Origin of the sequence: Empedobacter sp. UBA7248, assembly GCF_002472945.1 — a bacterium.
Classification (GTDB): domain Bacteria; phylum Bacteroidota; class Bacteroidia; order Flavobacteriales; family Weeksellaceae; genus Empedobacter; species Empedobacter falsenii_C.
Map to the genome: position 1 here is coordinate 178,789 of NZ_DKSU01000008.1, position 25,781 is coordinate 204,569.

23 protein-coding genes are annotated in these 25,781 nt (G+C 33.1%); 5 read left to right on the forward strand and 18 right to left on the reverse strand.

What is annotated here, in order from left to right:
- Nucleotides 1–132 precede the first annotated feature (132 nt).
- The 3 genes from B4A23_RS07885 to B4A23_RS07895 all read left to right on the forward strand — a co-directional run bounded on the left by B4A23_RS07885 (nucleotide 133) and on the right by B4A23_RS07895 (nucleotide 2,421).
- The gene (locus B4A23_RS07885; RefSeq protein WP_291118706.1) at nucleotides 133–993 is read left to right on the forward strand and encodes a YicC/YloC family endoribonuclease; all 861 of its coding nucleotides are present in this window, start codon (nucleotides 133–135) and stop codon (nucleotides 991–993) included.
- On the forward strand, nucleotides 993–1,559 hold the full coding sequence (gene gmk / locus B4A23_RS07890) for a guanylate kinase (protein WP_135834340.1): 567 nt from the start codon (nucleotides 993–995) through the stop codon (nucleotides 1,557–1,559). Before B4A23_RS07885 ends, gmk begins: the two co-directional genes overlap by 1 nt.
- A gap of 91 nt (nucleotides 1,560–1,650) precedes the next feature.
- Nucleotides 1,651–2,421, forward strand: a complete 771-nt coding sequence (locus B4A23_RS07895) for an alpha/beta fold hydrolase (protein ID WP_291118710.1) — start codon at nucleotides 1,651–1,653, stop codon at nucleotides 2,419–2,421.
- Between the two features lie 27 nt (nucleotides 2,422–2,448).
- On the opposite strand, the gene B4A23_RS07900 is transcribed toward B4A23_RS07895, so the two are convergent.
- The 6 genes from B4A23_RS07900 to mutS all read right to left on the reverse strand — a co-directional run bounded on the left by B4A23_RS07900 (nucleotide 2,449) and on the right by mutS (nucleotide 12,052).
- Entirely contained in the window at nucleotides 2,449–4,947 is a 2,499-nt protein-coding gene (locus B4A23_RS07900; protein ID WP_291118713.1) for a cation-translocating P-type ATPase, read from the reverse strand.
- 141 nt (nucleotides 4,948–5,088) lie between these two features.
- Nucleotides 5,089–5,853: a C40 family peptidase gene (locus tag B4A23_RS07905; RefSeq protein WP_180904985.1), complete on the reverse strand. Its 765-nt coding sequence runs from the start codon at nucleotides 5,851–5,853 to the stop codon at nucleotides 5,089–5,091.
- Nucleotides 5,853–6,500 carry an O-methyltransferase gene (locus B4A23_RS07910; protein ID WP_038332050.1) on the reverse strand — a complete coding sequence of 216 codons (648 nt, stop codon included), beginning with the start codon at nucleotides 6,498–6,500 and terminating at the stop codon, nucleotides 5,853–5,855. The genes B4A23_RS07905 and B4A23_RS07910 overlap by 1 nt, the downstream gene beginning before the upstream one ends.
- A gap of 180 nt (nucleotides 6,501–6,680) precedes the next feature.
- Nucleotides 6,681–8,585: an acetate--CoA ligase gene (acs, locus tag B4A23_RS07915; RefSeq protein WP_115001458.1), complete on the reverse strand. Its 1,905-nt coding sequence runs from the start codon at nucleotides 8,583–8,585 to the stop codon at nucleotides 6,681–6,683.
- Nucleotides 8,586–8,682: 97 nt separating this feature from the next.
- Entirely contained in the window at nucleotides 8,683–9,486 is an 804-nt protein-coding gene (locus tag B4A23_RS07920) for a M48 family metallopeptidase (protein WP_291118719.1), read from the reverse strand.
- Between the two features lie 10 nt (nucleotides 9,487–9,496).
- On the reverse strand, nucleotides 9,497–12,052 hold the full coding sequence (gene mutS / locus B4A23_RS07925) for a DNA mismatch repair protein MutS (protein WP_291118722.1): 2,556 nt from the start codon (nucleotides 12,050–12,052) through the stop codon (nucleotides 9,497–9,499).
- An 80-nt stretch (nucleotides 12,053–12,132) separates the two neighbouring features.
- On the opposite strand from mutS, the gene B4A23_RS07930 reads away from it, so the two are divergent.
- Nucleotides 12,133–12,663, forward strand: coding sequence for an RNA methyltransferase (locus B4A23_RS07930; RefSeq protein WP_291118725.1), 531 nt, complete (start codon nucleotides 12,133–12,135; stop codon nucleotides 12,661–12,663).
- A 54-nt stretch (nucleotides 12,664–12,717) separates the two neighbouring features.
- Here the strand turns inward: B4A23_RS07930 and B4A23_RS07935 are convergent, their stop codons facing one another.
- From B4A23_RS07935 to B4A23_RS07990, 12 genes are all read right to left on the reverse strand, one after another.
- Nucleotides 12,718–13,170 (reverse strand): GNAT family N-acetyltransferase, encoded by a 453-nt coding sequence (locus tag B4A23_RS07935; protein ID WP_291118728.1) that lies wholly within the window; start codon nucleotides 13,168–13,170, stop codon nucleotides 12,718–12,720.
- A gap of 65 nt (nucleotides 13,171–13,235) precedes the next feature.
- Nucleotides 13,236–14,603, reverse strand: coding sequence for a dGTP triphosphohydrolase (dgt, locus tag B4A23_RS07940; protein WP_291118731.1), 1,368 nt, complete (start codon nucleotides 14,601–14,603; stop codon nucleotides 13,236–13,238).
- A 105-nt stretch (nucleotides 14,604–14,708) separates the two neighbouring features.
- Entirely contained in the window at nucleotides 14,709–15,479 is a 771-nt protein-coding gene (locus B4A23_RS07945; protein WP_349679959.1) for an NADAR family protein, read from the reverse strand.
- A gap of 11 nt (nucleotides 15,480–15,490) precedes the next feature.
- Entirely contained in the window at nucleotides 15,491–16,303 is an 813-nt protein-coding gene (locus B4A23_RS07950) for a TPM domain-containing protein (RefSeq protein ID WP_291118734.1), read from the reverse strand.
- The gene (locus B4A23_RS07955; RefSeq protein ID WP_291118737.1) at nucleotides 16,284–16,724 is read right to left on the reverse strand and encodes a TPM domain-containing protein; all 441 of its coding nucleotides are present in this window, start codon (nucleotides 16,722–16,724) and stop codon (nucleotides 16,284–16,286) included. The genes B4A23_RS07950 and B4A23_RS07955 overlap by 20 nt, the downstream gene beginning before the upstream one ends.
- Nucleotides 16,725–16,729: 5 nt before the next feature.
- Complete coding sequence (locus B4A23_RS07960) at nucleotides 16,730–17,332, reverse strand: LemA family protein (protein ID WP_180904995.1); 603 nt, start codon at nucleotides 17,330–17,332, stop codon at nucleotides 16,730–16,732.
- A 114-nt stretch (nucleotides 17,333–17,446) separates the two neighbouring features.
- Nucleotides 17,447–17,914 carry a hypothetical protein gene (locus B4A23_RS07965; protein ID WP_038332024.1) on the reverse strand — a complete coding sequence of 156 codons (468 nt, stop codon included), beginning with the start codon at nucleotides 17,912–17,914 and terminating at the stop codon, nucleotides 17,447–17,449.
- A gap of 136 nt (nucleotides 17,915–18,050) precedes the next feature.
- Nucleotides 18,051–18,842 carry a (Fe-S)-binding protein gene (locus B4A23_RS07970; protein ID WP_115001475.1) on the reverse strand — a complete coding sequence of 264 codons (792 nt, stop codon included), beginning with the start codon at nucleotides 18,840–18,842 and terminating at the stop codon, nucleotides 18,051–18,053.
- Between the two features lie 39 nt (nucleotides 18,843–18,881).
- Complete coding sequence (locus B4A23_RS07975) at nucleotides 18,882–19,310, reverse strand: LNS2 domain-containing protein (protein ID WP_125348737.1); 429 nt, start codon at nucleotides 19,308–19,310, stop codon at nucleotides 18,882–18,884.
- Between the two features lie 71 nt (nucleotides 19,311–19,381).
- Nucleotides 19,382–20,707 carry a (Fe-S)-binding protein gene (locus tag B4A23_RS07980; RefSeq protein ID WP_291119487.1) on the reverse strand — a complete coding sequence of 442 codons (1,326 nt, stop codon included), beginning with the start codon at nucleotides 20,705–20,707 and terminating at the stop codon, nucleotides 19,382–19,384.
- A 53-nt stretch (nucleotides 20,708–20,760) separates the two neighbouring features.
- The gene (locus B4A23_RS07985; protein WP_038332017.1) at nucleotides 20,761–21,735 is read right to left on the reverse strand and encodes an MlaD family protein; all 975 of its coding nucleotides are present in this window, start codon (nucleotides 21,733–21,735) and stop codon (nucleotides 20,761–20,763) included.
- 59 nt (nucleotides 21,736–21,794) lie between these two features.
- Nucleotides 21,795–23,090, reverse strand: a complete 1,296-nt coding sequence (locus B4A23_RS07990; protein WP_257467976.1) for an N-acetylmuramoyl-L-alanine amidase family protein — start codon at nucleotides 23,088–23,090, stop codon at nucleotides 21,795–21,797.
- Nucleotides 23,091–23,162: 72 nt separating this feature from the next.
- Here B4A23_RS07990 and B4A23_RS07995 point away from each other — a divergent pair, with 72 nt between their 5' ends.
- On the forward strand, nucleotides 23,163–25,775 hold the full coding sequence (locus B4A23_RS07995; RefSeq protein WP_291118740.1) for a putative LPS assembly protein LptD: 2,613 nt from the start codon (nucleotides 23,163–23,165) through the stop codon (nucleotides 25,773–25,775).
- Nucleotides 25,776–25,781: the final 6 nt, after the last annotated feature.

The window sequence follows — 25,781 nt, forward strand, 5'->3', positions numbered from 1 at the left end:
TTTTTGTTAAAGATAAATGTTTTAAGTTCATCAAAATTTTAGCAAAATGTTAAACTTTAAAATGATTAAAGATGATAATTCAGTTCGCATTACGTTAATTTATTGTAATTTTGTTCGCATAATTTTACAATTATGATAGCATCTATGACAGGTTACGGTAAAGCCGTATTGGAATTACCTGAGAAAAAAGTAACGATAGAAATCCGTTCTTTAAACAGTAAAACACTGGATTTAAACACGAGAATTCCTTCTTTTTATCGTGAAAAAGAATTAGAAATCAGAAACCTTATTTCAGAAAAAGTTCAACGTGGAAAAGTTGATTTTTCTATGTTGGTAGAGTTAAATCCTGCTGCAAGAAATCAAAATATAAATGCTGAATTAATCAAAAGTTATATGACAGAATTCAAATCAATCACTCCAAATGTGACTGATGGTGAATTGTTACCTGTAGTAATGCGCCTTCCAGACGTTATTTCGTACACGCAAGACGATTTAGGTGAAGACGAATGGAATCAAATTCGTGCAACAATTATTGATGCAATTGACGCTTTAAATCAATTTAGATTAGACGAAGGAAAAGTTTTAGAGAAATATTTAACTTTAAACTTGAATAATATTTTGGAGCTTTTAACACAAGTTGTGCCTTTTGAAAAAGAACGAATTGAAACTATCAAAGAACGTTTCAATAAACGTTTAGAAGAAGTAAAAGTTGATATTGATCAAAATCGTTTTGAGCAAGAATTAATTTTCTATTTGGAAAAATTGGACATTACTGAAGAAAAAGTTCGTCTAAAAAACCATTGCGAATATTTCTTGAAAGAATTAGCTGGAACTGAATCAAATGGTAAAAAACTAGGATTTATTTCGCAAGAAATTGGTCGTGAAATTAATACATTAGGTTCAAAGTCAAATCATTCTGAAATGCAAAAAATTGTCGTTCAAATGAAAGATGAATTAGAAAAAATTAAAGAACAATCGTTAAACATTTTATAATGAAAAAAGGAAAATTAATCGTCTTTTCAGCTCCATCAGGCGCAGGAAAAACAACTTTGGTTCGTTACGCTTTAGAACAATTGGAAAATATCAAATTTTCTATTTCTTGTACAACTAGAGATAAACGCGAAGGTGAAGCTCACGGAGAAGACTATTATTTCTTAACACCAGAAGAATTTAAAGCAAAAATTGCAAACGACGAATTCGTAGAGCACGAAGAAGTTTACCGCGATAATTTTTACGGAACTTTAAAATCGGAAGTTGATCGCATTACATCTGAAGGAAATTCTGTGATTTTTGATATTGATGTTATTGGTGCATTGAATATCAAAAAATTATACGGAGATCAATGTTTAACGGTATTTGTAAATCCTCCATCTTTAGAAATTTTGAAAGAACGTTTGATTTCTCGCAACACAGAAAGCGAAGACAAATTGAAACAACGTTTGGACAAAGCGGGAATTGAAATGGAAAAAGCAAAAGACTTTGATATCATTTTATTGAATGACGATTTGGAAACTGCAAAAGCGAAAACCTTAGAAATTATTACAGATTTTATCAAATAATAATTCTAAAACCAAAATAAACAAATGCCTCGAATAAATAAAATCGAGGCATTTTTGTTATCTTTAGCTTTCGTAAAAATCACAACAAAAAATGGAAAGCCAAAACAGTTTAGAAATCAACAACGCCAATATTCATTATTATTACCACGAAATAAATCCAGCAAGACCAACACTTATTTTCTTACATGATTCTTTAGGTTCTACGCAACTTTGGAGAGATTTCCCGAAAGAAGTTGCCAAAAAAACGAATTGTAATTTATTTATCTACGATAGAAAAGGTTATGGAAAATCGTCGCCTTTTACCATTGATCATCGCGAATTAAACTATATGCATGATGAAGCAGATTTTCTAAATGATTTGGTTCAACATTTCAATTTCAAAGACATTATTTTATTTGGACATAGCGATGGTGGCTCGATAACGTTGCTTTACGCTTCAAAATATCATCAAAATTTAAAAGGAATCATTGTCGTTGGTTCGCACATTATTGTGGAAGAAATTTCATTGCAAGGAATCAGAGATGCTAAAATTGCATATGCAGAAACTAATTTGAAAGAACGTTTGACAAAATATCATGGCGATAAAACGCAGAAAGTTTTTGAGATGTGGACAGAAACTTGGTTACGCCCAGATTTTATTGATTTTGATATTCGAGAAGAATTAAAAAATATCGAATGTCCAACTTTGGTTATTCAAGGAATTGATGATGAATATGGTTCGATTGAGCAAGTAAATGGAATTATCAACAATGTAAAAGGAAGAAAAGAAAGTTATCTTGTTCCTAATGCAAAACATACGCCATACAAAGAAAATAGAACGCCAACTTTGGCTAAAACAGTTGAGTTTATTGATTCGTTATAACGAATCAATAAACCTAAATATCTCTATTTATTCAACTTTTCTTCTACGTTTTATACATTTATACACTTCGAACCAAAGTACAGAAAGGATTGCTACAAGCATCGCGATTCCTAATTCATTTAGATTTAATGAAGTTACTTTAAAAAACAATGAAATTGGTTGTATGTACAATATTGCAAAAAGTATTACTAATGTCAAAACTGTGACATAGACCATTAAGTTATTTTTGTTTCGGAAACTTGACAATAAACTATAATAAAATGAGCGATTGGTTAAACTCAACCAAACATTCGAGAAAATTAACGTTGTAAAAACCATTGCACGTGTTTTCTCTTCATTTCCTCCAAGTTGATAAGTATATTGATATACAAACAATAATCCTAATGTAATTATAATTCCTTGAATAATACTTGTTGAAAGCTCTTTCCAATTCAAGAAAGTTTCGGTCATAGGACGAGGTTTTCTTTTCATCGAATCTTTTTCCAATGGTTCATTTTCATACACAATAGAACACGTTGGTCCCATTACCAATTCTAAGAAAATAACGTGAACTGGCGTAAAAATTTGTGGAAAAGCCCAACCTAAAAACAACGGCAACGAGACAATTAAAATAATCGGAATATGGATAGAGATAATATATTGAACAGCTTTTTTTAGATTCGTATAAATACGTCTTCCTGCCGCAATTCCGACCACTAATTTTCCTAAATCATCATTCGTCAAAATCAATTGCGCCGCTTGTTTCGCTATTTCTGTTCCCTTTTCACCCATCGCCACTCCAATATGAGCCGCTTTCAAGGCTGGTCCATCATTCACCCCATCACCCAACATTGCCACTACTTCTCCATCTTCTTTCAACGCTTTTACAACAGCCAATTTCGCTTCAGGAAACATACGAGCAAACAACACTTTATCATGAGCCGTTTGTAACAAATCTGTCTCCGAAAGTTGAGCAATTTCACTTCCTGTAATACTATTTTCTGCATGTAAAATTCCAGCCTGTTCTGCAATACTTTTTGTTGTTTCAGCATTATCACCCGTAATCACTTTTACTTTTATTCCCGCATCATAAATCTGTTGAAACACAGTATTAATTCCTTTTTTGGGAGGATCATAAAAAACGACGAATCCTAAAAACTCGAGTGGTAAATCTTGTTGATGTTTTGGAAAATTATCCTCTTCAAAATTAGATTTCGCAACACCTAAAAGTCGAAAACCTTTTAATCCAAAATCATCAATTACTTTTTTTAATTGATTTTTTTCTTCCTCAGATAAGTTAGAAACATTCAAAATTGCTTCTGGAGCACCTTTCGCTGCAATTATTCGTTGATTTTTATTATTTTTAAAACAATGCGTCATCATGGGAGGTTTCCCAGATAAAGGATATTCGAAAAACATTTGATATTGATTACGTTCATCAAGCTGTGTTTGTTCGTAAACTCGGTGCAATGTTTTTTCCATCGGATCAAACGGAACAGGTTCGCTACTCCACATCGCATATTGTATAATTTCAGAAATTTCGACATTTTTGAATTGATTTTCATCAAAAACAGAAGACGTTTTTACATCATAAATCGCTTTCAATTTCATCGAATTTTCGGTAATTGTTCCTGTTTTATCACTACAAATAACAGTTGTACTTCCTAAAGTTTCGACAACGCTACTCTTTTTTACTATAATTCCTTCACGTAATAATTTCCATGAACCCAATGCCATAAATGTGGTAAATGCAACTGGAATTTCTTCGGGTAAAATAGACATTGCCAAAGTCAAACCGTTTAATAAACTGCTTACAATGTCTTTTGTTTGAAAATAATTGAATCCGCAAACCATTACAAAAACAATGATTCCAATGATTGTCATTCCTTTCACAAATTTTTCTATCTGTAATTGCAAAGGCGATTTTTCTTCTTTTATAGATAAAATTGAGGTTCCTATTTTCCCTAACTTCGTTCCTGCTCCAATGGCCGTCACTTCAAAAATAGCCAATCCAGAAACCGTTAAGGTTCCACTGTAAATTTCTGGATGTTCTATATCTTTAAAAACTGACATACTTTCGCCTGTTAAAGCAGATTCATTAACCGAAAAATCATTACTATGAACAATATTCCCATCCGCATTGATCATTTTTCCTTCTTCCGTCACACACAAATCACCAATTGTAATTTCGTGTGTTGGAATCTCAACTAATCGTCCATTACGAATAACAGAACTCAAAGGTTCGTTCAACTTTTCCAACTCTTGCAGAGCTTTTTGATTACGAGAATCTTGATAAAAAGAAATTCCTGTCACCGCAACAATCGCCACAAACATAAATGCAGCTTCGCCCAAATCACCAACCAACACATAAATAATTGATATAGAAATCAAAATTAGAGTCATTGGTTCTTTTAGAATATCAAACAATAAGCTGTACCAAGCAGAATTTTGATCACTTTTTATCGCATTATCTCCGTATTGTTCTTGAGCTTTTTTAACTTCAAAATCAGATAACCCTTTTAAATTTTCAGGAATTTTTATAGACATTATTTCAATCGATTAGTGTTTACTAAAGTTACAGCTAAATCCAATTAAAAAATAGTTTAATCATTGATTATACCCTATTTAGATTTGATTTCAATTAAAACAAAAAAAATCATTTCGAATGAAATGATTTTTGCTCTATTATTAAGGAATTAATTTTCGAATGCATCGCAATTTATGCGAATATTTTTGAGAATCGGTATTGAAAATTCCATTTGTATCGATTGGATCAATGCGAACTTTTCCGTGTGCATGTAAAATCTTTCCATTTCCACACATAATTCCAACATGAATAATTCGACCTTCTGCATTATCAAAAAAAGCTAAATCCCCAGGTTCTGCTTCTTCAACAAAACTTAAAACTTCGCCCATTTCCGCTTGTTGATAAGCATCTCTCGGAATTTTGTAACCTCCTATTTTGTACACTTGTTGCGTTAAACCAGAACAATCAATTCCAAAAGAAGATTTTCCGCCCCACAAATAAGGAACATTTAGATAGGCTTTTGCAATTTCGACCAATTGATCTTTTGATTTTTTTCCAGAAGTATATACACCAAAATATTCAAAACATTTTGGACCAATTTTGATTTTACTTTCATTCAAAGCACGAACCTCAGCTCCAATTGTCAAAGTCATTGGCAAGCCGCTTTCCATCGCATGATTGTACGGATTGATAGCAAATTTCTCGATTGAATCTTTATTATATTCTTCTTCCGAAATTTCTACAATTTGTTTTGGATCAAGCCAACCTTCATAACCATCAAAAGCCAATTGAACTTTCGTCCATTTTTCTAATTCTTCTAAAATAATCAACTTTTCTCCAAACAAAACCTGACTCACCATTTCTGATGAATCTCTTGCTTCGGAGCGCAATGGCGCAACACTTACTTGACAAATGGCGTACTTCATTATTTTTTTCGAATTAATGTAATTCCATCACGAATTGGTAAAATGATCGATTCGACACGTTCATCTTTCGTTACCATCTCATTAAATTCTTTCAAGATTTTTGTCGAAGGATCTTTCTTATCTTCCTCCTCCATCATCACTTTTCCGTACCACAACACATTATCAACCAACATTGCTCCTCCGGGACGAAGAAGTTCCAATACCTTCTCGAAATAATAAGGATAACTCTCTTTATCGGCATCAATAAAAGCTAAATCTACAGAATCTTTTTCAATTGTATTCAATTCTTCGCGCGCATCATTGATTCTGAAATCAATTTTTGAGGCAAATTCTGATTCATCAAAATACTTTCTGCAAAGATATTCTAACTCATCATTTTTATCCATCGTAATGATTTTTCCATCAGCAGTCAAACCTTCTGCCAAACACAATGTTGCGTAACCTGTGAAAGTTCCTAACTCTAAAATAGTTTTAGGCGCTAAAATCTTCGACAAAATGCTTAACAAACGACCTTGATATTCGCCCGAAATCATGTGTGGCTGCGTTGTACATTGATAAGTTTCAACACGTAAACGGCTCAAGATTTCAGGTTCTTGATCCACATGATGATCTAAATACGATTCTAAAACTGGTGAAATTTTTATCATACCTTTAAAAAGTCTACAAAATTACAAAAAATGCATTGAATCTCGGCTATATAAAGGAAATTTAGATGAGAAAATTTATCCAAAATAATCAAACCAAAAAAGCATTACTTTTTGGGTAATGCTTTTTGTTTTGAAAATTATTTTGATAAACTTAGGCTAAATCTTAACCTCAGCCTTACTTTAAACTTTTCCTTTCTGAATAACAGTTACAACATCTGGATCTAATAATGTTGAAGTATCGCCAAAATCAGTTTCGTTACTTGCAATTTTTCTCAAAATACGACGCATAATTTTTCCACTTCGCGTTTTTGGTAAACCTGAAACAAACTGTATTTTATCTGGTTTTGCAATTGCTCCAATTAATTTAGAAACTCCATTTTTTATTTCTGCTTCAAGTTCTGGTGAACCTTGTACTCCATCTTGTAAAATCACGAAAGCATATAATGCATTTCCTTTGATATCATGAGGATAACCAACAACTGCGCTTTCTGCTACAGCTTCGTGTTCATTTATTGCATTTTCTATTGGTGCAGTTCCTAAATTATGTCCAGAAACAATCACCACATCATCTACACGTCCTGTAATTCGATAATTTTCCATTACATCGCGATACGCTCCATCTCCTGTAAAATAATATCCCGGAAATGTTGAAAAATAAGTTTCTACATAACGTTTATGATCACCATAAATAGTACGAGCCATAGATGGCCAAGGAAATTTAATTGCTAAACGTCCTTCAGCTTTCTCATTTACTGCTTCTACTTCTTTTCCTTGTTCATCCATTAAAACTGGCTGAATTCCAGGAAGTGGCAATGTTGCAAACGTTGGACGAAGCGGCGTAATTCCTGCTAATGGCGAAATCAAAATCGAACCTGTTTCGGTTTGCCACCATGTATCTACAATTGGACAATTTCCTTTTCCAATATAATCATTAAACCAGTGCCAAGCTTCTTCGTTAATTGGTTCACCAACTGATCCTAAAACTTTAAGACTTGATAAATCATATTTCTCGACATAATCTAACGATTCACGAGCTAACGAACGAATTGCTGTTGGAGCTGTATAGAAATGTGTTACTTTTAATTTTTCGACAATTTCCCAAAAACGTCCAAAATCAGGAAAACTTGGAATTCCTTCGAACATTACCGAGGTTGCTCCACAAGCCAAAGGTCCATAAATAATGTAACTATGTCCTGTAATCCAACCGATATCTGCTGTACACCAATAAATATCGTTATGCTCCATTTGGAAAATATTATCGAACGAATAAGCCGTTTCTACCATATATCCACCGCATGTATGCACCATTCCTTTTGGTTTTCCCGTAGAACCAGAAGTATACAAAATAAACAAAGGATCTTCGGCATCCATAATTTCCGCAGGACAATTATCGTCTACCTTATGCATTTCATCAATCCAAAATTTATCACGTCCACCAACCATAGAAGTAGGCTCGATAGCACGACGATAAACAATACACGACTGAATAGAAGCACAATCTTTTAACGCTTCATCACAAATTGCTTTTAAGTTAATTGATTTCGTTCCACGAAAAACTTCGTTTGCTGTCACCAAAACCTTACATTGCGCATCGTTGATACGAGAGGCAATTGCTGCAGAAGAAAATCCTGCAAAAACAATAGAATGCACCGCACCAATACGAGCGCAAGCTAACATTGCAATGGCTAATTCTGGAATCATTGGCATATAAATACACACACGATCTCCTTTTTGTACACCATTATTTTTTAAGACATTCGCAAATTGACAAACTTTAGAATGCAATTGACGATATGTAATAATTCGAGATTCTTCTAAAGGATTATTTGGTTCCCAAATTAAAGCGGTTTTGTTTCCATTTTTTTCTAAATGACGATCCAAAACATTTTCGGTAATATTTAGTTGTCCACCTTGAAACCATTTAAAATCTGCTTGTTCAAAATTATATTCAAGTGTTTTGTCCCATTTCTTTTGCCAAACGAAGTTTCCAGCAATTTTATCCCAAAATTTTTCAGGCTCCTCGACACTTTTTTTATACGCTTTCTTATATTCAGAAAACGAATTGATTCTAAAATTGTTAATCATTTTAATTTTAATTGTGGTTTTGAATACTAAATATAAAAAAAGCGAATCAATTTATCAAATTAACTCGCTTATATTTTATAAATGAATAAAAACTATTCTATTTTCCTTTATACGGACTTGTATTGTAATATGCTAAAGCAGTTGGTAAGGCTTCCTTTATTTTAGCCATACGCGTAGCATCAGAAGGGTGAGTACTCAAAAATTCTGAAACTCCAGCATTTCCACTTTTCGCAGCCATACGTTCCCAAAAAGGAATTGCTTGAGAAGGGTCATAACCGGCCATCGCCATTAAATACAATCCTGTAACATCAGCATCTAATTCCATTTTACGAGAATAGTTTAGTAAACCAACTTGTGCACCTACAGGATATAATTGTTCAAAAACTTTTGCATATTCTGCATTTCCAATCGATCCACCTACAATTTGTCCTAAACCTTGTGCTGCCATTTGCTGAGAAGCTTGCTCTGCACTATGACCAGCTAAAGCGTGACCAATTTCGTGACCTAAAACAACAGCCAATCCCGTTGCATCTTTGGTAACAGGCAAAATACCTGAATAAACTGCAACTTTACCTCCAGGCATACACCACGCATTTACTTCGTTTGCATTCAACAACGTAAATTGCCATTGATAACCTTGTAATTGAGAAGATATTCCTTTTTCTTGATAATATTTTTCAGCGGCATATTTTAGACGTTCCCCTACTGTTTGCACCATTTTTGCATCAGCAGTACCAGTAATCACTTTACCTTGTTTAAGAACTTGAGAATACTGATTATAAGCTGTCGGAAATAAATCTGCGTTCGATACTAATGACAACGATTTACGCCCTGTAACTGGATTTGTAGCACAAGAAGCTAAGACTAAAGCTCCTGCAGCTGTTAAAATTATTTTCTTCATATTTTTAAGTTTATTTACCGAGTTTCTTTTTGATTTCATTCAATTTCATCAATGCTTCAACAGGCGTTAAAGTATTAATATCTGTGTTCATAATTTCTTCTCGAATCGATTCTAAAATTGGATCATCTAATTGAAAGAAACTTAATTGCATATTATCTTGCGTTATTTTCTCTGTTTTATTCGAGATTCCTTCATCTGTTTTCGTTGCTTCCAAAACCTTTAACACATCATTCGCTCTGTCTACCACTCGTTTCGGCATCCCAGCCATTTTAGCAACATGTATACCAAAACTGTGCTCACTTCCTCCTGGAACTAATTTTCTCAAAAATAAAATCGTATCTTTTGTTTCTTTGATACTAACATTAAAGTTTTTGATACGTTCCATTGATTTTGACATTTCATTCAATTCATGATAATGCGTTGCAAACAATGTTTTAGGTTTCAAGGCACTTTGATGTAGGAATTCTGCAATTGCCCACGCAATCGAAATTCCATCGTACGTTGAAGTTCCTCTACCAATTTCATCCAACAAAATCAAACTTCGTTCCGAAATGTTATTTAAAATACTTGCCGTTTCATTCATTTCGACCATAAACGTCGATTCGCCTGACGAAATATTATCTGAAGCACCAACTCGAGTAAAAACTTTGTCAATAATTCCTAATTCGGCTGCTTGAGCTGGAACAAAACTTCCCATTTGCGCCATCAAAACAATCAAAGCAGTTTGACGTAAAAGTGCCGATTTACCAGACATATTTGGTCCAGTAATCATAATAATTTGCTGATGATCCGAATTTAACTCAACATTATTCGACACATATTGTTCGCCAATTGGTAATTGTTGCTCAATTACACTATGACGACCTTCTTTTATATTTAATTCAAAACCATCATTAAGAGACGGTTTTGTGTAATTATTTTTCTCTGCTATTTCTGCAAAAGTTGACAAAACATCCAAAAAAGCAATTGCTTTTGCAGTTTGTTGAATTGGTAAAAGTTTAGTAATAATTTCTTGTAACAATTCAATAAATAATTGATTTTCTATTGCAAGAATTTTTTCTTCTGCACCAAGAATCTGCGTTTCGTATTCTTTTAATTCTTCGGTAATATAACGCTCTGCATTCACCAAAGTTTGCTTACGAATCCATTCTTCTGGCACTTTATCTTTGTGCGTATTTCGAACTTCGATATAATAACCAAATACATTATTGAACGCAATTTTCAAGGACGAAATTCCAGTTCGTTCTGTTTCGCGCTGACACATTTGATCCAAATAATCTTTTCCAGAAAACTGAATTTTTCGTAATCGATCCAATTCTTCTGAAACACCTTCTCTAATCACATTTCCTTTTACAATTTGATGCGGAGGTTCGTCAGAAAGTGTATCAAAAATATTTTGTGTTAAATGATCAATTGGTTCGATTCGAGAAAATAAATCCGAAACTTCTTTGATATTTGATTGTTCAGCAACTTCTTTTATTTCTTCCGAAATTTTAAGACTTTGTGCTAATTGTTGTAATTGACGAGGTGTAATTTTTCCTGTCGAAACTTTTCCAGCCAAACGTTCTAAATCGGTTAATTGACCTAATTTTTCGCGTAGATCGTAACGTAAATCTCCAAATTTGTAGAAATATTCGACAATATTTTGACGACGTTGAATTGATTTCAAATCTTTCAACACCATGACCATCCAACGATTCAACAAGCGTGCGCCCATCGGAGTTTTAGTATCATCCAAAACATTTAATAACGTAACACCTTTTGGATGTGGAGAATAAACCAATTCTAGATTGCGAATCGTAAATGGATCCATCCAAACAAAACTATCTTGATTAAGACGCTGAACAGATGTTAGATGCTGAATTTCGAAATGATGCGTATCATCCAAATAAGCTAAAATAGCACCAGCAGAGATAATTCCATCTTTTAAATCTTCGATTCCAAAACCTTTTAAATTCTTTGTTTTGAAAAGATTGGTTAATTTATCAATTGCAAAATCATATTGAAAAGCCCAATCATCCAACAAAAATTTACTTTTGACATCAGAAAAATTATATTTGACACGTTTCTGGTAAATCACTTCACTTGGACGAAACGATTGAATAATTTTTGCAACTTGATCTTCTTGTCCTTCAGAAACTAAAAATTCTCCAGTCGAAACATCTAACAAAGCTATTCCAAAAGCTTTATCACCTTGATGAACAGCCATCAAAAAGTTATTCGATTTTGACGATAAAACCTCATCTTGCAACGCAACACCAGGCGTAACCAATTCCGTAACACCTCGTTTTACGATACCTTTTACCATCTTTGGATCTTCGAGCTGATCGCAAATTGCAACACGCAAACCAGCTTTCACCAATTTTGGTAAATAAGTATTCAAACTATGATGAGGGAAACCTGCCAAAGCGCTATTATCAGAGCCATTGGCACGTTTCGTTAAAACTATATCTAAAATGCGAGAAGCTCGCACAGCATCTTCTCCAAATGTTTCGTAAAAATCTCCCACACGGAACAACAACATCGCATCAGGATATTTCGCCTTGATCGTGTTATATTGTTTCATTAGAGGAGTTTCCTTATTCTTTACTACTTTTGTCAAATTATTATAAATTTTGAACAGCTAAGTTAGTTAAAAACGAAGTGATGAGAAAACTAAAATTAGACGAATTAGGTCGCGTTTCTGCGGAAGAATATAAAGCTATTGAAAAACATCCGATTGTTGTGGTGTTGGATAATGTAAGAAGTATGCACAATGTTGGTGCGGTTTTTAGAACTTCGGATGCATTTTTAATTGATAAAATTTATTTGTGTGGAATTACAGCAACTCCGCCTCATAAAGAAATTCATAAAACGGCAATTGGTGCAGAAAATTCTGTTGATTGGGAATATGTGAAAGATTCGAATGAATTGGTTACAAAACTAAAAGAAGATGCTTATAAAATTGTAACGATTGAACAAACAGAAGGTTCTGTTTTGTTGAATGAATTTGAAGTTGACCAATCTCAGAAATATGCAATTGTGATGGGAAATGAGGTTGATGGTGTACAACAATCAATCATTGATCAATGTGATACGTGTATCGAAATTCCACAATCTGGAACAAAACATTCGTTAAATGTTTCTGTTTGTACAGGAATTATTTTATGGAAATGGTATGAAGGATTTATGAAATAGCGGTAAGCAAAATAAAAAAGACTCAAATCATATGATTTGAGTCTTTTTTATTGGTTAAAAATTCACCGAAACATTAATCCATTCTGGATCAAAATCAGCATTGTATTTTTTGTAGAAATTAATTGCAGGCTCATTCCAATCCAACACTTGCCAAACCATTCCGTGGTAATTATTTGCTTTTCCGTAAACAATTAATTCGTCTAACAATAATTTTCCAATTCCAGAACCACGCATTTTTTCGGTTACGATTAAATCTTCCAAATATAATCTGCGTCCTTTCCAAGTTGAATAACGATCGTAATGCAACGCAATTCCTTCTACATTTCCGTCCACTTCTGCGACCAAAGAGCCCCAAACTGGTTTATCTCCAAAACCGCATTCTTCCATTTCTTCTAAGGTTACCGTTACTTCTTCTGGTGCTTTTTCGTATAAAGCTAATTCTTTAATCAATTCCAAAATTCGAGGGCAATCTTCTTTTCTTGCTTCTCGTATTGTTACATTTTTCATTATTGTGTGATGTTATGTAGTTATGCGTTAGTCGAAACTCGAAGTTCGTATTTCTAATTTCGTAACTAGATCGTCATTCCAATTTCGATTCCTTTAATACGGCGATACAATTCAGTTGCGTAATTATCAGTCATTCCCGAAACATAATCCAAAATTCCCATTACCTTTTGATACTTTGTTCCTTTCTCATATAGAAACTGAGCAGGAACTAAACGCAAGGCTTTTTTCTCAAACGTTTTGCGTTCTTTTTCATCTTTCAAAATTGGAGGAATAAATTGCGAAAGTAATTCAGACATTACATTATAACCTGCATTTTCGATTTCGAGAACAGAACGATGATTGTAAATATTTTCAATCGAGAAACGTTGAATTTCGTCTAAAACTCTTTTTGTTACTTGTTCTGTTTCATTTTTAATGACATCTAATAACGCCGTTTTAAAATCTCCTTTTACAATCTGATCAAAATTATTTTGGTAAACTTCAACCGACTTTTGAGTCAATAAATTAATTGATTTTGCACGTAAATACGCTATTCGATCATTTTTATCTGAAATAGATTTTAGTGTATTTTTTGTTTTATCAATTTGAGATGGATCTAAAGATTCAACTAAATTCAAGAATAATTTTCGGCATTTATCATGGTCAATAATTCCTAAACGTTGCGAATCTTCAACATCGATAATCGAATAACAAATATCGTCAGCCGCTTCTACCAACCATACAAACGGATGTCGCTTGTAAATAATTGGCGAATCTTGTTCCAAAATCATATTCGTTTTTTCAGCAATTGTTCGGAACGCATCTTTTTGTGCCTGAAAAAATCCAAACTTCTTTCGATGCAATTGACTTTTATCTTTTGCAACCGATTCGCACGGATATTTTGCAATCGCAGCCAACGTAGAATATGTCAAACGCAAACCTCCTTCCGATTTTCCGTTTTGTTGTTGCGTTAAAATTCGGATTGCATTCGCATTTCCCTCAAAATTGATTAAATCAGCCCATTCGGCTTCAGTAAAATATTGTTTCAAATCTGTTTCATGACGATCAAAATAAGAAGCAATTGCATCTTCGCCCGAATGTCCAAAAGCTGGATTTCCGATATCGTGACACAAACACGCCGCCGAAATCACATCGTGAATACTATATTTGTAAAACTCTTTCGATTCTTTTGTCAATTTATAATTTTCGGAAATAAATGTTCCAACCAAATTTCCCATCGAACGACCAACAGACGAAACCTCTAACGAATGTGTCAATCGATTGTGTACAAACACACTTCCTGGCAAAGGAAAAACTTGCGTTTTGTTCTGCAAACGACGAAAGGCAGACGAAAAAATAATACGATCATAATCGCGCTGATATTCTGATCTCGCATCCGACGTATCGTTTGTATTACTGCGTTGATTGGTGTAAATATGATTTAGAAGTTCCATAAACTGATTTAGAAAACGAATTTAACGAATAATGTTCAGTCCTAAAAAAATCCGAACGGTTTCGTTCGGATTTTTGGTTTTATTTAATATAATCATTAATTAAGATTAGAAATCTTTATAAAAGCCTAACCAATTATGAGGTTCTATATAAGTTATAGAATATAAAAGTTTGTCTTCAGAAGATAATTTCAAATATTTTTGTGTAAAATTTATTAAATAATCTTCTCCTTTTCCCATTCTCCAAAACAGATCATCTTGATCTAATTCAGGATACATTTTCCAAGGAGGAAGTATAGTTGAATCCAATAAATTATCTAATTTAAATTGTTTCAAATATTCTCTAACTTCCATTAATGCAAATCCTAACAAATTTTCTCCTCGCCAAAGATATAGATTATCAATATCTTTACTATCTTGAGTAAGACCTATTCCCCAAACGGTATCAACAGGACTTGCTTCAACAATTATTTTATCATTCGTATTTAATAAAAAATCTTTTAATGATTCATTCTGAATAAATTTATGAACATTTCCTGCAACTACTATTTTATATTTCATTGCATTCCAAATCTCCTCATTAAAATTATTTACTTGACGTCCTATTTCTTTAGCAATCTTTGGAGATTCAGAACTAATAATTTTTTCAAAATTTTCAAAGTCATTAAATAATAATGCTTTTTGAGCCATCATCCAATGTTCTGACGTCTTAAAAATAATTTCATTAACAACAAACTCTGATTGAAACCATTGACTAAAACAAAATTTACCGATTTCTTCTTTATACTTATTAGAATGTCCCCAAAAATAAATAAACTTCAGATTTACTCCTTGTTCGTAATTTTTGATTAACCATTTAATACTATAATTCTGTTTCATTTCAAAAATTTCTACCAACTACCAGAAGCACCTCCTCCTCCGAAGCTTCCTCCTCCGAAGCCACCAAAGCCGCCTCCGCCGCCAGATGATCCACCCCAAGAACTTCCTCCTGAGCCGAAACCTCCGCCACCGAAAACAGAACTTCCTGTATTCATGATGATGATATCGTCTAACAAACTTCTTCGTCTACCACCATTTCCACCATTATTACCACCTCTACCTTTCGAAATAATAATGAAGATAAAAATGAAAAATCCTATGGCAAAAATCAATGCAAACCAATCCATTTCTGGTTCTTGTGATCTTGGTTTGTCTTGCTTATACTTTCCTGCAAAAGCTTGAAAAATAGAATTCACTCCAGCATTTATTCCGCCAGCGTAATCACCTTGTTTGAAATACGGAATAATAACATTGTCAATAATTGATTTGTTAACACTTGGTGGTAGATAAATCTGAGCCGAATAGCCTGTTCTGATAGTAATCTTACGATCTTGTTCACTCAAAACAATTACCACTCCATTATCTTTGCCTTGTGTACCAACTCCCCAATTTTGACCAATATCATTCGCAAAAGTTTCTAACGGATAACCATCCAAAGATTCAACTGTTAACACCAAAATTTGCGTAGAAGTTGAATCATCATAGGCTACCAATTTTCGTTCTAATTCATCCAATTGCATTGCATCAAAAACATGCGCATAATCATGCACAAGCTTTTTTGGCGGATGTTTCATATTAACCAATTCATCAGGCGTTTGCCCAAAAACAGTTAAAATGGAAAGAAAAAAAGTTAGAAAAAAGTATTTAACTGTAGCTAATTTCATCTGGTAATTCGTTTGTATCATCCTCTTGATGAGGAAAATATTTCTTAAGTGCCTTGCCAGTTTTCTTAATTCCCTTGCAAAGCCCTTTTACATAATGTTCTTTTTTGAAATGCTTGACAACATCTGCTTTTATATCGTCCCAAAAATCGTCTGGCGTTGCATTGTCAATTCCTTCGTCTCCAACAATTGTAAAATTGTGATCGGTTGGCGAAACATGAAACAATACACCATTTCTATCTTTGGTTTTATGCATTTCCAATTGCTCGAAAACTTCTAAAGCTTTGTCAAAATGATTGGGAGAAGATTCGAATTCAATATGAATTCGAATTTCTCCACTTGTATTTTTCTCGGCTTTCTGAATAGCTTCGATTATTTTTTTTTCATCTTTTGAAGAAAGAAATTTATGTTTCTTTTTTCCCATAATGATTAGAATTCTACTTTAGGAGCATTTTCAGATCCTGCAGCAGCTTTGAAATAACCTTTTTTCGTAGCACCTGTAAAACCAGCGATTAAGCTGTTAGGAAAAGTTACAATCATGTTGTTAAATTTCTCTGCAGCATCGTTATATTTTTTTCTTTCAAATAAAACTTCTTGTTCGATAGAAGATAATTCTGCTTGTAAAGAAGTAAAGTTTTGATTGAATTTAATGTCTGGATATTTTTCAACAGAAACCAATAAACGGCTTAATGTAGATCCTAATTGATCTTGCGCTTGTTGAAATTTCGCAATATTTGCATCTGTTAATTGACTTGGATCATCAATTTTAATTTGATTAGAAGTCGCTTTTGCACGTGCATCAATTACAGCTGTTAACGTTTCTTTTTCCATATTCGCAGCACCTTTTACCGTGTTCACTAAATTTGGAACTAAATCTGAACGTTTTTGATATGTATTTTCTACATTCGACCATTGTTTTTGCACACCTTGGTCTGTTGTTTTGATCGTATTCGAAACTCCAATTCCCCAGAAAACGATTCCTGCAAGAAGTAAAAGAATCACTCCACCAATAAGACATCCTTTGTTTTTCATAGTATTTTTAATTTATTATTACGTAAAAATAGTGTTTTTTCAACAATATTTTATCAAAAATAAAGCCGAGCTTATTTCGAAACTCGGCTTTAATATTTTATGGATTTTAAACGTTTAATTTAATAATGTTTTTGCCCAACTTTCTTCGATTGGTAACAACCAATTATTTTTAAAATCATTCAAAGAAGAAATTCCATTATTGAAAACTTTTACATTTTTGATTTCTCCTTCTTTTACTTTTTGTTTGAATGTTGGTAATTTTTCAATAAAAACTTCTTCCTCATTTTCATACGAAACTAACATTCTGTTTAATAAATCAAACGAATAATCTGCATCAATTTCACGTACGATTTTCGTTAATTTATCGATAGAACAACCACTTGCTGTTGCTTGATTTTCGTCTACACCAACTACAATAAATTGATCGTAAGGTAAATCAAAATCAGCTAAAAGTTCAGCACCATGCGCATTCCAATCTGCTATAAAAGTATTTAGTTTAGCTGTAATAGCTTGCTTTTCTTCTGTTGAGAATTTACGATTGGCTTGAAAAATCCAAATTCTTGAATCGTCTGCTAAATTCATTTTCTCTTTATTTAAAATTTGTGTTTCAAAGATACGGAAATTTTAAGTAGTGAGTAATGAGTTGTAAGTTTTGAGTTAAAATGAAAAAGCCATCTCGTTGAGATGGCTTTATTCAGTATTATTTTTAAAAATTCGATTATAAATCTTTAGCTTCCATAATCAATTCAGCTAAGTCTTTTACCATAACCGTTGATTCTTTTTCGAAGTGTTTTACACCGTCAGTCATCATTGTATTACAAAATGGACAACCTGTTGCGATAATGTGTGGCTCTTTCTCTAAAGCCTCTTCTGTACGCTCGATATTGACGTCTTTGTTTCCTTTTTCTGGTTCTTTGAACATCTGCGCTCCACCAGCACCACAACATAATCCACGTGTTTTGCAACGTTTCATTTCGACTAACTCGGCATCTAATTTTTCGATTAATTCGCGAGGCGCTTCGTACACATCGTTACCGCGTCCTAAATAACAAGGATCGTGGAAAGTGATTCTTCTTCCTTTGAACGTTTCAGAGCCTTCTAATTTCAATTTACCTTCGTTGATTAACTGTTGTAAATATTGAGAATGATGCAAAACTTCATACTCTCCACCTAAACTTGGGTATTCATTTTTTAAGGTATTGAAACAATGTGGACAAGTTGTAACGATTTTTTTCACTTCGTAAGCATTCAAAACTTCGATGTTCATCATAGCTTGCATTTGGAAAACAAATTCGTTTCCGGCACGTTTTGCAGGATCACCTGTACACGATTCTTCTGTTCCTAAAACGGCGAATTCTACGCCAATATTATTTAAAATCTTAACGAATGCACGTGTTATTTTTTTAGCTCTATCATCAAAACTTCCAGCACATCCAACCCAAAACAAAACTTCTGGTTGTTTGCCTTCGGCCATATATTGAGCCATTGTTTTAACTGTAATATTTGACATATTTTTTTGTAGTCTTTGTGTTATTTGAATGGATTTGGTTTAATGTTTTCCATCATCAAAAACTTGAATCGAAACATTTTTTTCTACCAAATCTGTAAATTTACCATTGTATCGTGTCGCTTTTACTAAATGGTTGTCTACCCAATGATAATTTCCTCCACGAGGTTTTCCCATTAAAAGTCCATGATATTTGAAACCATGTTTTTTCAACCAAATTTCTGTGTACTCACGATGTTCTTCTGTACGTGATGTAAAAAATGTGATAATATGTCCTTCGTCGTACCATTTGTTTAACGTTTCTAAAGCATCAGGATATAACTCCGCTGTTAGCATACGTTCTGGTTCTTCGTTAGGAATATCATCGCAAATTGTTCCATCGATGTCAATTAAATAATTCTTAACATTTTCTGGTAAAATAGGACTTACTCTTTCTCCGTTTTCAATTTTTTCCTCTAAGAAATTTTCCATGTGTGTTGTGTTTGTGTGTTATGTATAAAAATTAATAGTTCTTTGAGAATGAGTAATTGTATTTTACAATTTTAATCGTTTGCCCAATTCAATCTATCTGCCGTGTTAAATTGCCAAGGAGCTCCATTGTTTTCGATGTTTGTCATCATCATGTTCAACTCGTTTGGCGCAGCAGATTGTTCCATTACCAAATAACGACGTAAATCAACAATAATTGATAACGGATCGATATTTACTGGACAAGCTTGTGTACAAGCATTACATGTGTTACAAGCCCACAATTCCTCTGGTGTAATATAATCATTTAAAAGCGTTTTACCATCATCTACAAAACTTCCGTTTGTATCGATGTTTTTACTTACTTCTTCTAAACGATCACGAGTATCCATCATAATTTTACGAGGAGATAATTTTTTTCCTGTTGTATTAGCTGGACATTCAGATGTACAACGTCCACACTCCGTACATGTGTAGGCATTCAGTAATTGTACTCTATTTAAATCAAAAATATCTTTTGCTCCAAATGTTTCTGGCTCTCCCTGTGGTTCGGCAGGTGCTGCGTAAGGGTCTGCATTTGGATCCATCATCATTTTTACCTCATCTGTTACAGATTGTAAATTATTGAATTCTCCTTTTGGTTCTAACTTAGAAAACCATGTGTTTGGAAAAGCCAAAATGATGTGTAAATGTTTTGAATAATATAAATAATTTAAGAAAAAGAAAATTCCGATGATATGAAACCACCAAGCTGCTCTTTCTATAATTGTAATAAATGTAATGTCATTAAATTGACTAATAATTGGCGCTGTTAACCAAGAAGAAATTGGAAAAGATCCTGTTTCGATATAATGAGGTGCACCCATTTTTTGTAACACTTGATCTGCACCGTTCATTGTAAATAAAGCCAACATAAATGCAACCTCCATAATTAGGATATAATTAGCATCGTCTTTTGCCCAGCCTTTCATTTCTGGTTTCCAGAAACGCCCAACTTTTACAAAGTTTCTTCTACAGAAGAAAATGATACACGAAACCATCACCAAAAAGGCTAAAATTTCGAAAAATCCAATCATTCCGTTATAGAAACCTCCTAAGAAACTTAGAATACGGTGTGTTCCGAATACACCATCGATGATAATTTCTAATACTTCGATATTGATTAAAACAAATCCTACATAAACAAAGATATGCAGAATACCAGCAAGAGGACGAACAGTCATTTTACCTTGTCCTAAAGCCACACGAGCCATCGTTTTCCACCTTTCTGCAGGATGATCGAAACGATCGATTTCTTTCCCTAATTTGATGTTACGTATAAGCTTCTTTACGTTTTGTGCAAAGAACCAAATACTTCCTACCATAATTATAAGAAAGATTACATTTGGAATGTACTTCATCATTTTTTATTAGTCTTTTTGTGAGTTTTGAGTATTTAATTTTAGTTTTGATCTTATGGCTGAACTGGTTGCTTTTTACCAAAAACAGAAATATTAACATAACGACTTGGGTTTTTCTTTAAGTCAGTTACCAATTCATTCATATTTTTGATTGTTGCTTCAAGCTCGTTAGCAAGTGTTTCGTCTTTTGCTAATTTTCCTAAAGAACCTTTTCCATTGTTCATATCTTCTAACAATGTATTTAAGTTTTTAGATGCATTTTCGAAATTCTTAATCACTTGATCTAATTCTAACGCATTTAATTTATCCGCAGTTTTTCCAAATTTGTCAACCGTAGCTTTTGCAGAAGCCATTGTAGCACTTGCGTTGTTAAGCGTTGTGTTCAATGTTTTCTCGTTTGTTTTGATCAAATTATTTGCACTATTTGATGTTGCAGTCAAAGATTGCGCTGTTTTGTCGAACGAATCAATTGTATGATTCAAGTTTCTCAACATTGCTTTAATATCTTGTTGAGTTGACGGATCTAATACGTTATTCACGCTTCCTAATGTTTGATTAAAACTTAATAAAACACTATCTAATTTTGCTTGAGTTGGTGTTAATTGTTTCGTCAAACCATCTAACATTCCGCCTGCAATACGACCTTGTAAATAATCACCATCTTTTGCTACATCTGGTCCATAGTCTAATAAAAGTCTAACTTCTGGTCCAGACATAATTCCTGGTTCGTAAATTTCTGCAATTGTTTTTTTCGAAAATTGAATATCTTTTTCGACAGAAATCACGACTTCAAAATAGATAGGTTTTGCAGTATCTATAATTTTAATTTCTTTCACCTGACCAACTCTCAAACCATTTACAGAAACAGGTTTAGAAGGAGCTAATCCGCTTACATTTTCGTATTTCACTGTAAACAAACGTCCTGATGAAAAAATATTTTGACCTTTTAAGAAATTGAATAGCATGAAAAAACCTACTAAGGTTAAGATGGTAACAACTCCTATTTTTAATTCTTTAGATAACTTCACTTGTTATGATTTTATGCAAAAATAAAATTTAATTTGTAAAGAAACATTTTATATTACGTTTACATTGGTTCTTCACCATTAAATGTAACGATAAAGGCGTTTCTAAAACCTTTGTCTTGTACTTGTTTCAATGTTTTTTGAGCAGATTCCATTGTTTTATCAGAACCATAATAATATTTCTGAAGTCCACCTTCTTTTACTCGCAACACATTTGTCAATCCATTAAACTTTTCGTCTTTGTCTTTATATTTTTTATTTGATGTCATAAACTGAACACGATAATTTTTACCGCCTTCTAATTTTTTATTCGTTTCAAATTCCACAATTTTAGCACCAGAAAATCCTTTACGTTTTACCGTTTGCAACAAATCATCTGCACGAGATTGCAAATCTGTTTCCCCGTAATAATAGACGTAATTATCACCTTCCTGAATCACATCTAAATCTGTTAAACCTCTTAATTGAGGTGAAGTTGAAGAGAATTTCATTTTAGATTCCATTACCCTTACCTTCAATTTTTTTCCTTCTACAGGTTTTTCAACTTTTTTAACTGGTTTAGGTTTTTCGTCCTCGTCCTCTACTCCACTTCTACGATCATATTCTTTTTTGAATTGTTTAAAAGCTTCATAAATTGTAGTCGTCGTTTTATCTTTTCCTTCGTCTGATGCTAAAAAAGTTCCTTCATCATAATTCGAAATAAAACCTAACTCAACCAAAACTGAAGGCGAAGCATTTCCTCTCAATACGTGAAAATTTGCTTGTTTAACACCTCTACTTTTTCTGAAATCACGATTCACGAAACCTTTTTCTACCAAATCTGCAAAACGAATAGATTGCTCTTTGTAAGCTGCATTCATAATCTCGAAAGCGATAACCGCTTCTGGATCATTTGGATTAAATTTTTCGTAACGTTCTTGATCTTTCTCTAAAAACACAACCGAGTTTTCACGTTTAGAAACCTCATCTGTTTCGTTAGATCGTTTCAATCCCATTACAAATGTTTCTGTTCCTGTTGCGCTTTTGTTATCAGCCGAATTACAGTGAATCGAGACAAATAAATTCGCATGATTATCATTTGAAATTCGTGTACGTTCCCATAATTCTAAAAAAATATCTGTGTCACGTGTTAAAACAACTTTAACATCTTTGTGATTTTTCTTAATTAATTCCGCCAATCTTTTCGAAACATCTAACGTGATATTCTTTTCATAATCAGCGACTCCCCTTGCTCCAGCATCATGTCCACCATGACCAGCATCAATAACAATTACAAAATTTTGCTTTTTTTGTGCAAATGAAAATGTAGAAAATACCATCATCATCGCAAAAAATAAATACTTTTGTATGTTAATCATTTTTAAACTCATACTATAGGTTTGTTTTTTTGATTAATTTTGACGCAATTTATAAAAAATAAGTTTTTCAATTTGTTTACAAAGGCAATTAAATCGATTTTATTTTTTAGTCCAGTTATGGTTTGCACCGTTTCTTTTGGACAAGTTAAGCAAAATAATAACGATAAAGATCACTCTAAGATAGTTTCTGATTCAGTAAAATTAGATACTATTATCCCTGTAAAAGAGAAATTAGAGTTTGTGGTAGAGCACAATTCCGAGGACGAAATACATAATCGTAAAAAACGTATGACTTACCTTTTGCGTAAGGCACATGTAGTTTACGGCGATATGACTATTGATGCAGATTATATCGAACTAAATTGGGATACAGGTGATGTATATGCCGAAGGTAAGCGCGATTCTATTGGGAATATTATTGAAAAAACAAAGTTTACACAAGGTCAACAAGAAATTTTGCAAGATGCTTTCAAGGTAAATTTCAAAACGAAAGTTGGAATCGCGTATAACATTCGCATGACGCAAGAAGATGGAATCATCATTGCTGATAAAGCGAAACGTGTCAATGATTCGGTAATGTTATTAAAACGTGCCGATTTTACAACGGATACTTATTTTAAAGAAGAAAAAGATACTCGACCAGATTATTTTCTTCGCGCCAAAGAAGGAAAAATGATTGATAAAAATGGTAAGAAAACATTGATTACCGGCCCCATCAATATGTGGATTTATGACGTACCAACGCCCTTAGCATTGCCATTTGGTTACATCCCAGCGATGGGTGCAAAACGTGCAGCAGGTATTTTGATGCCTCGCCCAGGTGAGCGTACAAATCTTGGTTTCTTTATCGAAGATTTAGGGTTTTATGTTCCATTTGGAGATAATTTTGATTTAAAACTTTCGGGGGATGTTTATACAAAAGGTAGTTGGGCTGCTAGAGCCGAGTCTACCTATAAAAAACGTTATAAATACAATGGACGACTTGCAGCGAATGTAGAAAATCGTTTAACTGGTATCAAAGGTCTTACCGAAGGTTCTAATGCGTTTTCTAAACAAAATATGTTTGGTGTAATGTGGTCGCATAGCCAAGACCCAAAAGCAAATCCATATTGGTTGTTCAATGCGAATGTTAACTTTTCGAGTTCGAAATATTACCGTGAATCTGTACGAAATCAATACATCAATACTGGACAAGTTTTTACAAACAACGTTAACTCGTCTATCAACTTAACAAAAAACTTTGAGAATGCACCTCTAACAGCTCAATTGAGTATGTCTCACTCTCAAAACTATAATACTGGAGATATTAACATTGCATTTCCTCGTTTCAATTTGACAATGTCTCGTATTTTCCCTTTTGCAAAGAAAAATATGCCAAAAGAAGGTTTAATTCAAAATCTTGGTTTAACGTATAGTATGCAAGCAGGAAATGAAGTTAACACCAACGACAAAGATATTTTTACAGACAAAATGTGGAAAGATCAAATGCGAATGGGAGCCAATCACAAAATTGGTTTGCAAACAGGTATTACACTTGCTAATTATTTCCCATTAACACTTTCTTCTGACTATAATGAAGTTTGGGGTGATAATCGTTTAATTAAAAATTACAATTCTGTTAACGGAAAAGTAGAAGACACAACATTGAAAGGATTCAATTCTTATCGAACATTTAATTTCAATGCTTCTGTTTCAACAAATATTTATGGATTATATCTTAATCCAAATAAAGATGCTAAGATTTTAGGAATTCAGCACGTAATTACACCATCTATTGGTTATAGTTATACGCCAGATTTCCAAAGTCAATCTTGGGGATATTATAAAGCGTATCAAAACCAAAATCAAGAAGAAGTTTGGTACAACCAATATCAAAACATGTTATATGGTGTATCAATTCCTGGTTTAACAAATTCATTAAACTTTGGACTTTCGAATAACTTGGAGATGAAAATCAAAGATTCAAATGATCCGAAAGGTTTCAAAAAAGTGAAGATTTTTGAATATTTACGTTTGAGTTCTTCTTATAATTTCTCTGCGGATGAATTTAAACTTTCTCCAATTAGTATTAATGGAATGACATCTTTGTTTGACAGAAAAGTAAATGTACAATTCTCATCAACTGTTAATCCATATAAAATTCAACGTTACATTAATGCTGAAGGAAGTGAAGTTGCTCAATACATTGATGAACTTGGCTTAGGAAATCTTCGTATTTCGAACATGACATTAGGAACTGGTTATACTTTTGACAATAGTACATTTGGTGGAAAACGTTTCGATGCCAAGAACTATAAAAAGCGTGGAACAGTTCGTGATGAAAATTTCTATTATGACAGCGACAATTATGCTCAATTTGCTATTCCTTGGAGTTTAACAGCTAATTTAAGTTATAATTATAGCAAAGGAACAGAACGAAAAGGAAGTAGCACAGGCTCTATTGCAATGAATGGTAAAATTTCTCCAACACCATATTGGGCTATTTCAGCAAATGCAACTTACGATTTCATCAAAAGCGAAATTACTTATGTACGTTTTGGTTTTGAAAGAGATTTACGAAGCTTTACTTTATCATTCAACTGGACACCAATGGGAACATATAAAAGTTATGATTTCTTTATCGGAATCAAAGCATCAATCTTACAAGATTTAAAATACAACGATAGATCAAGACTTAATTACTAAAAAAAT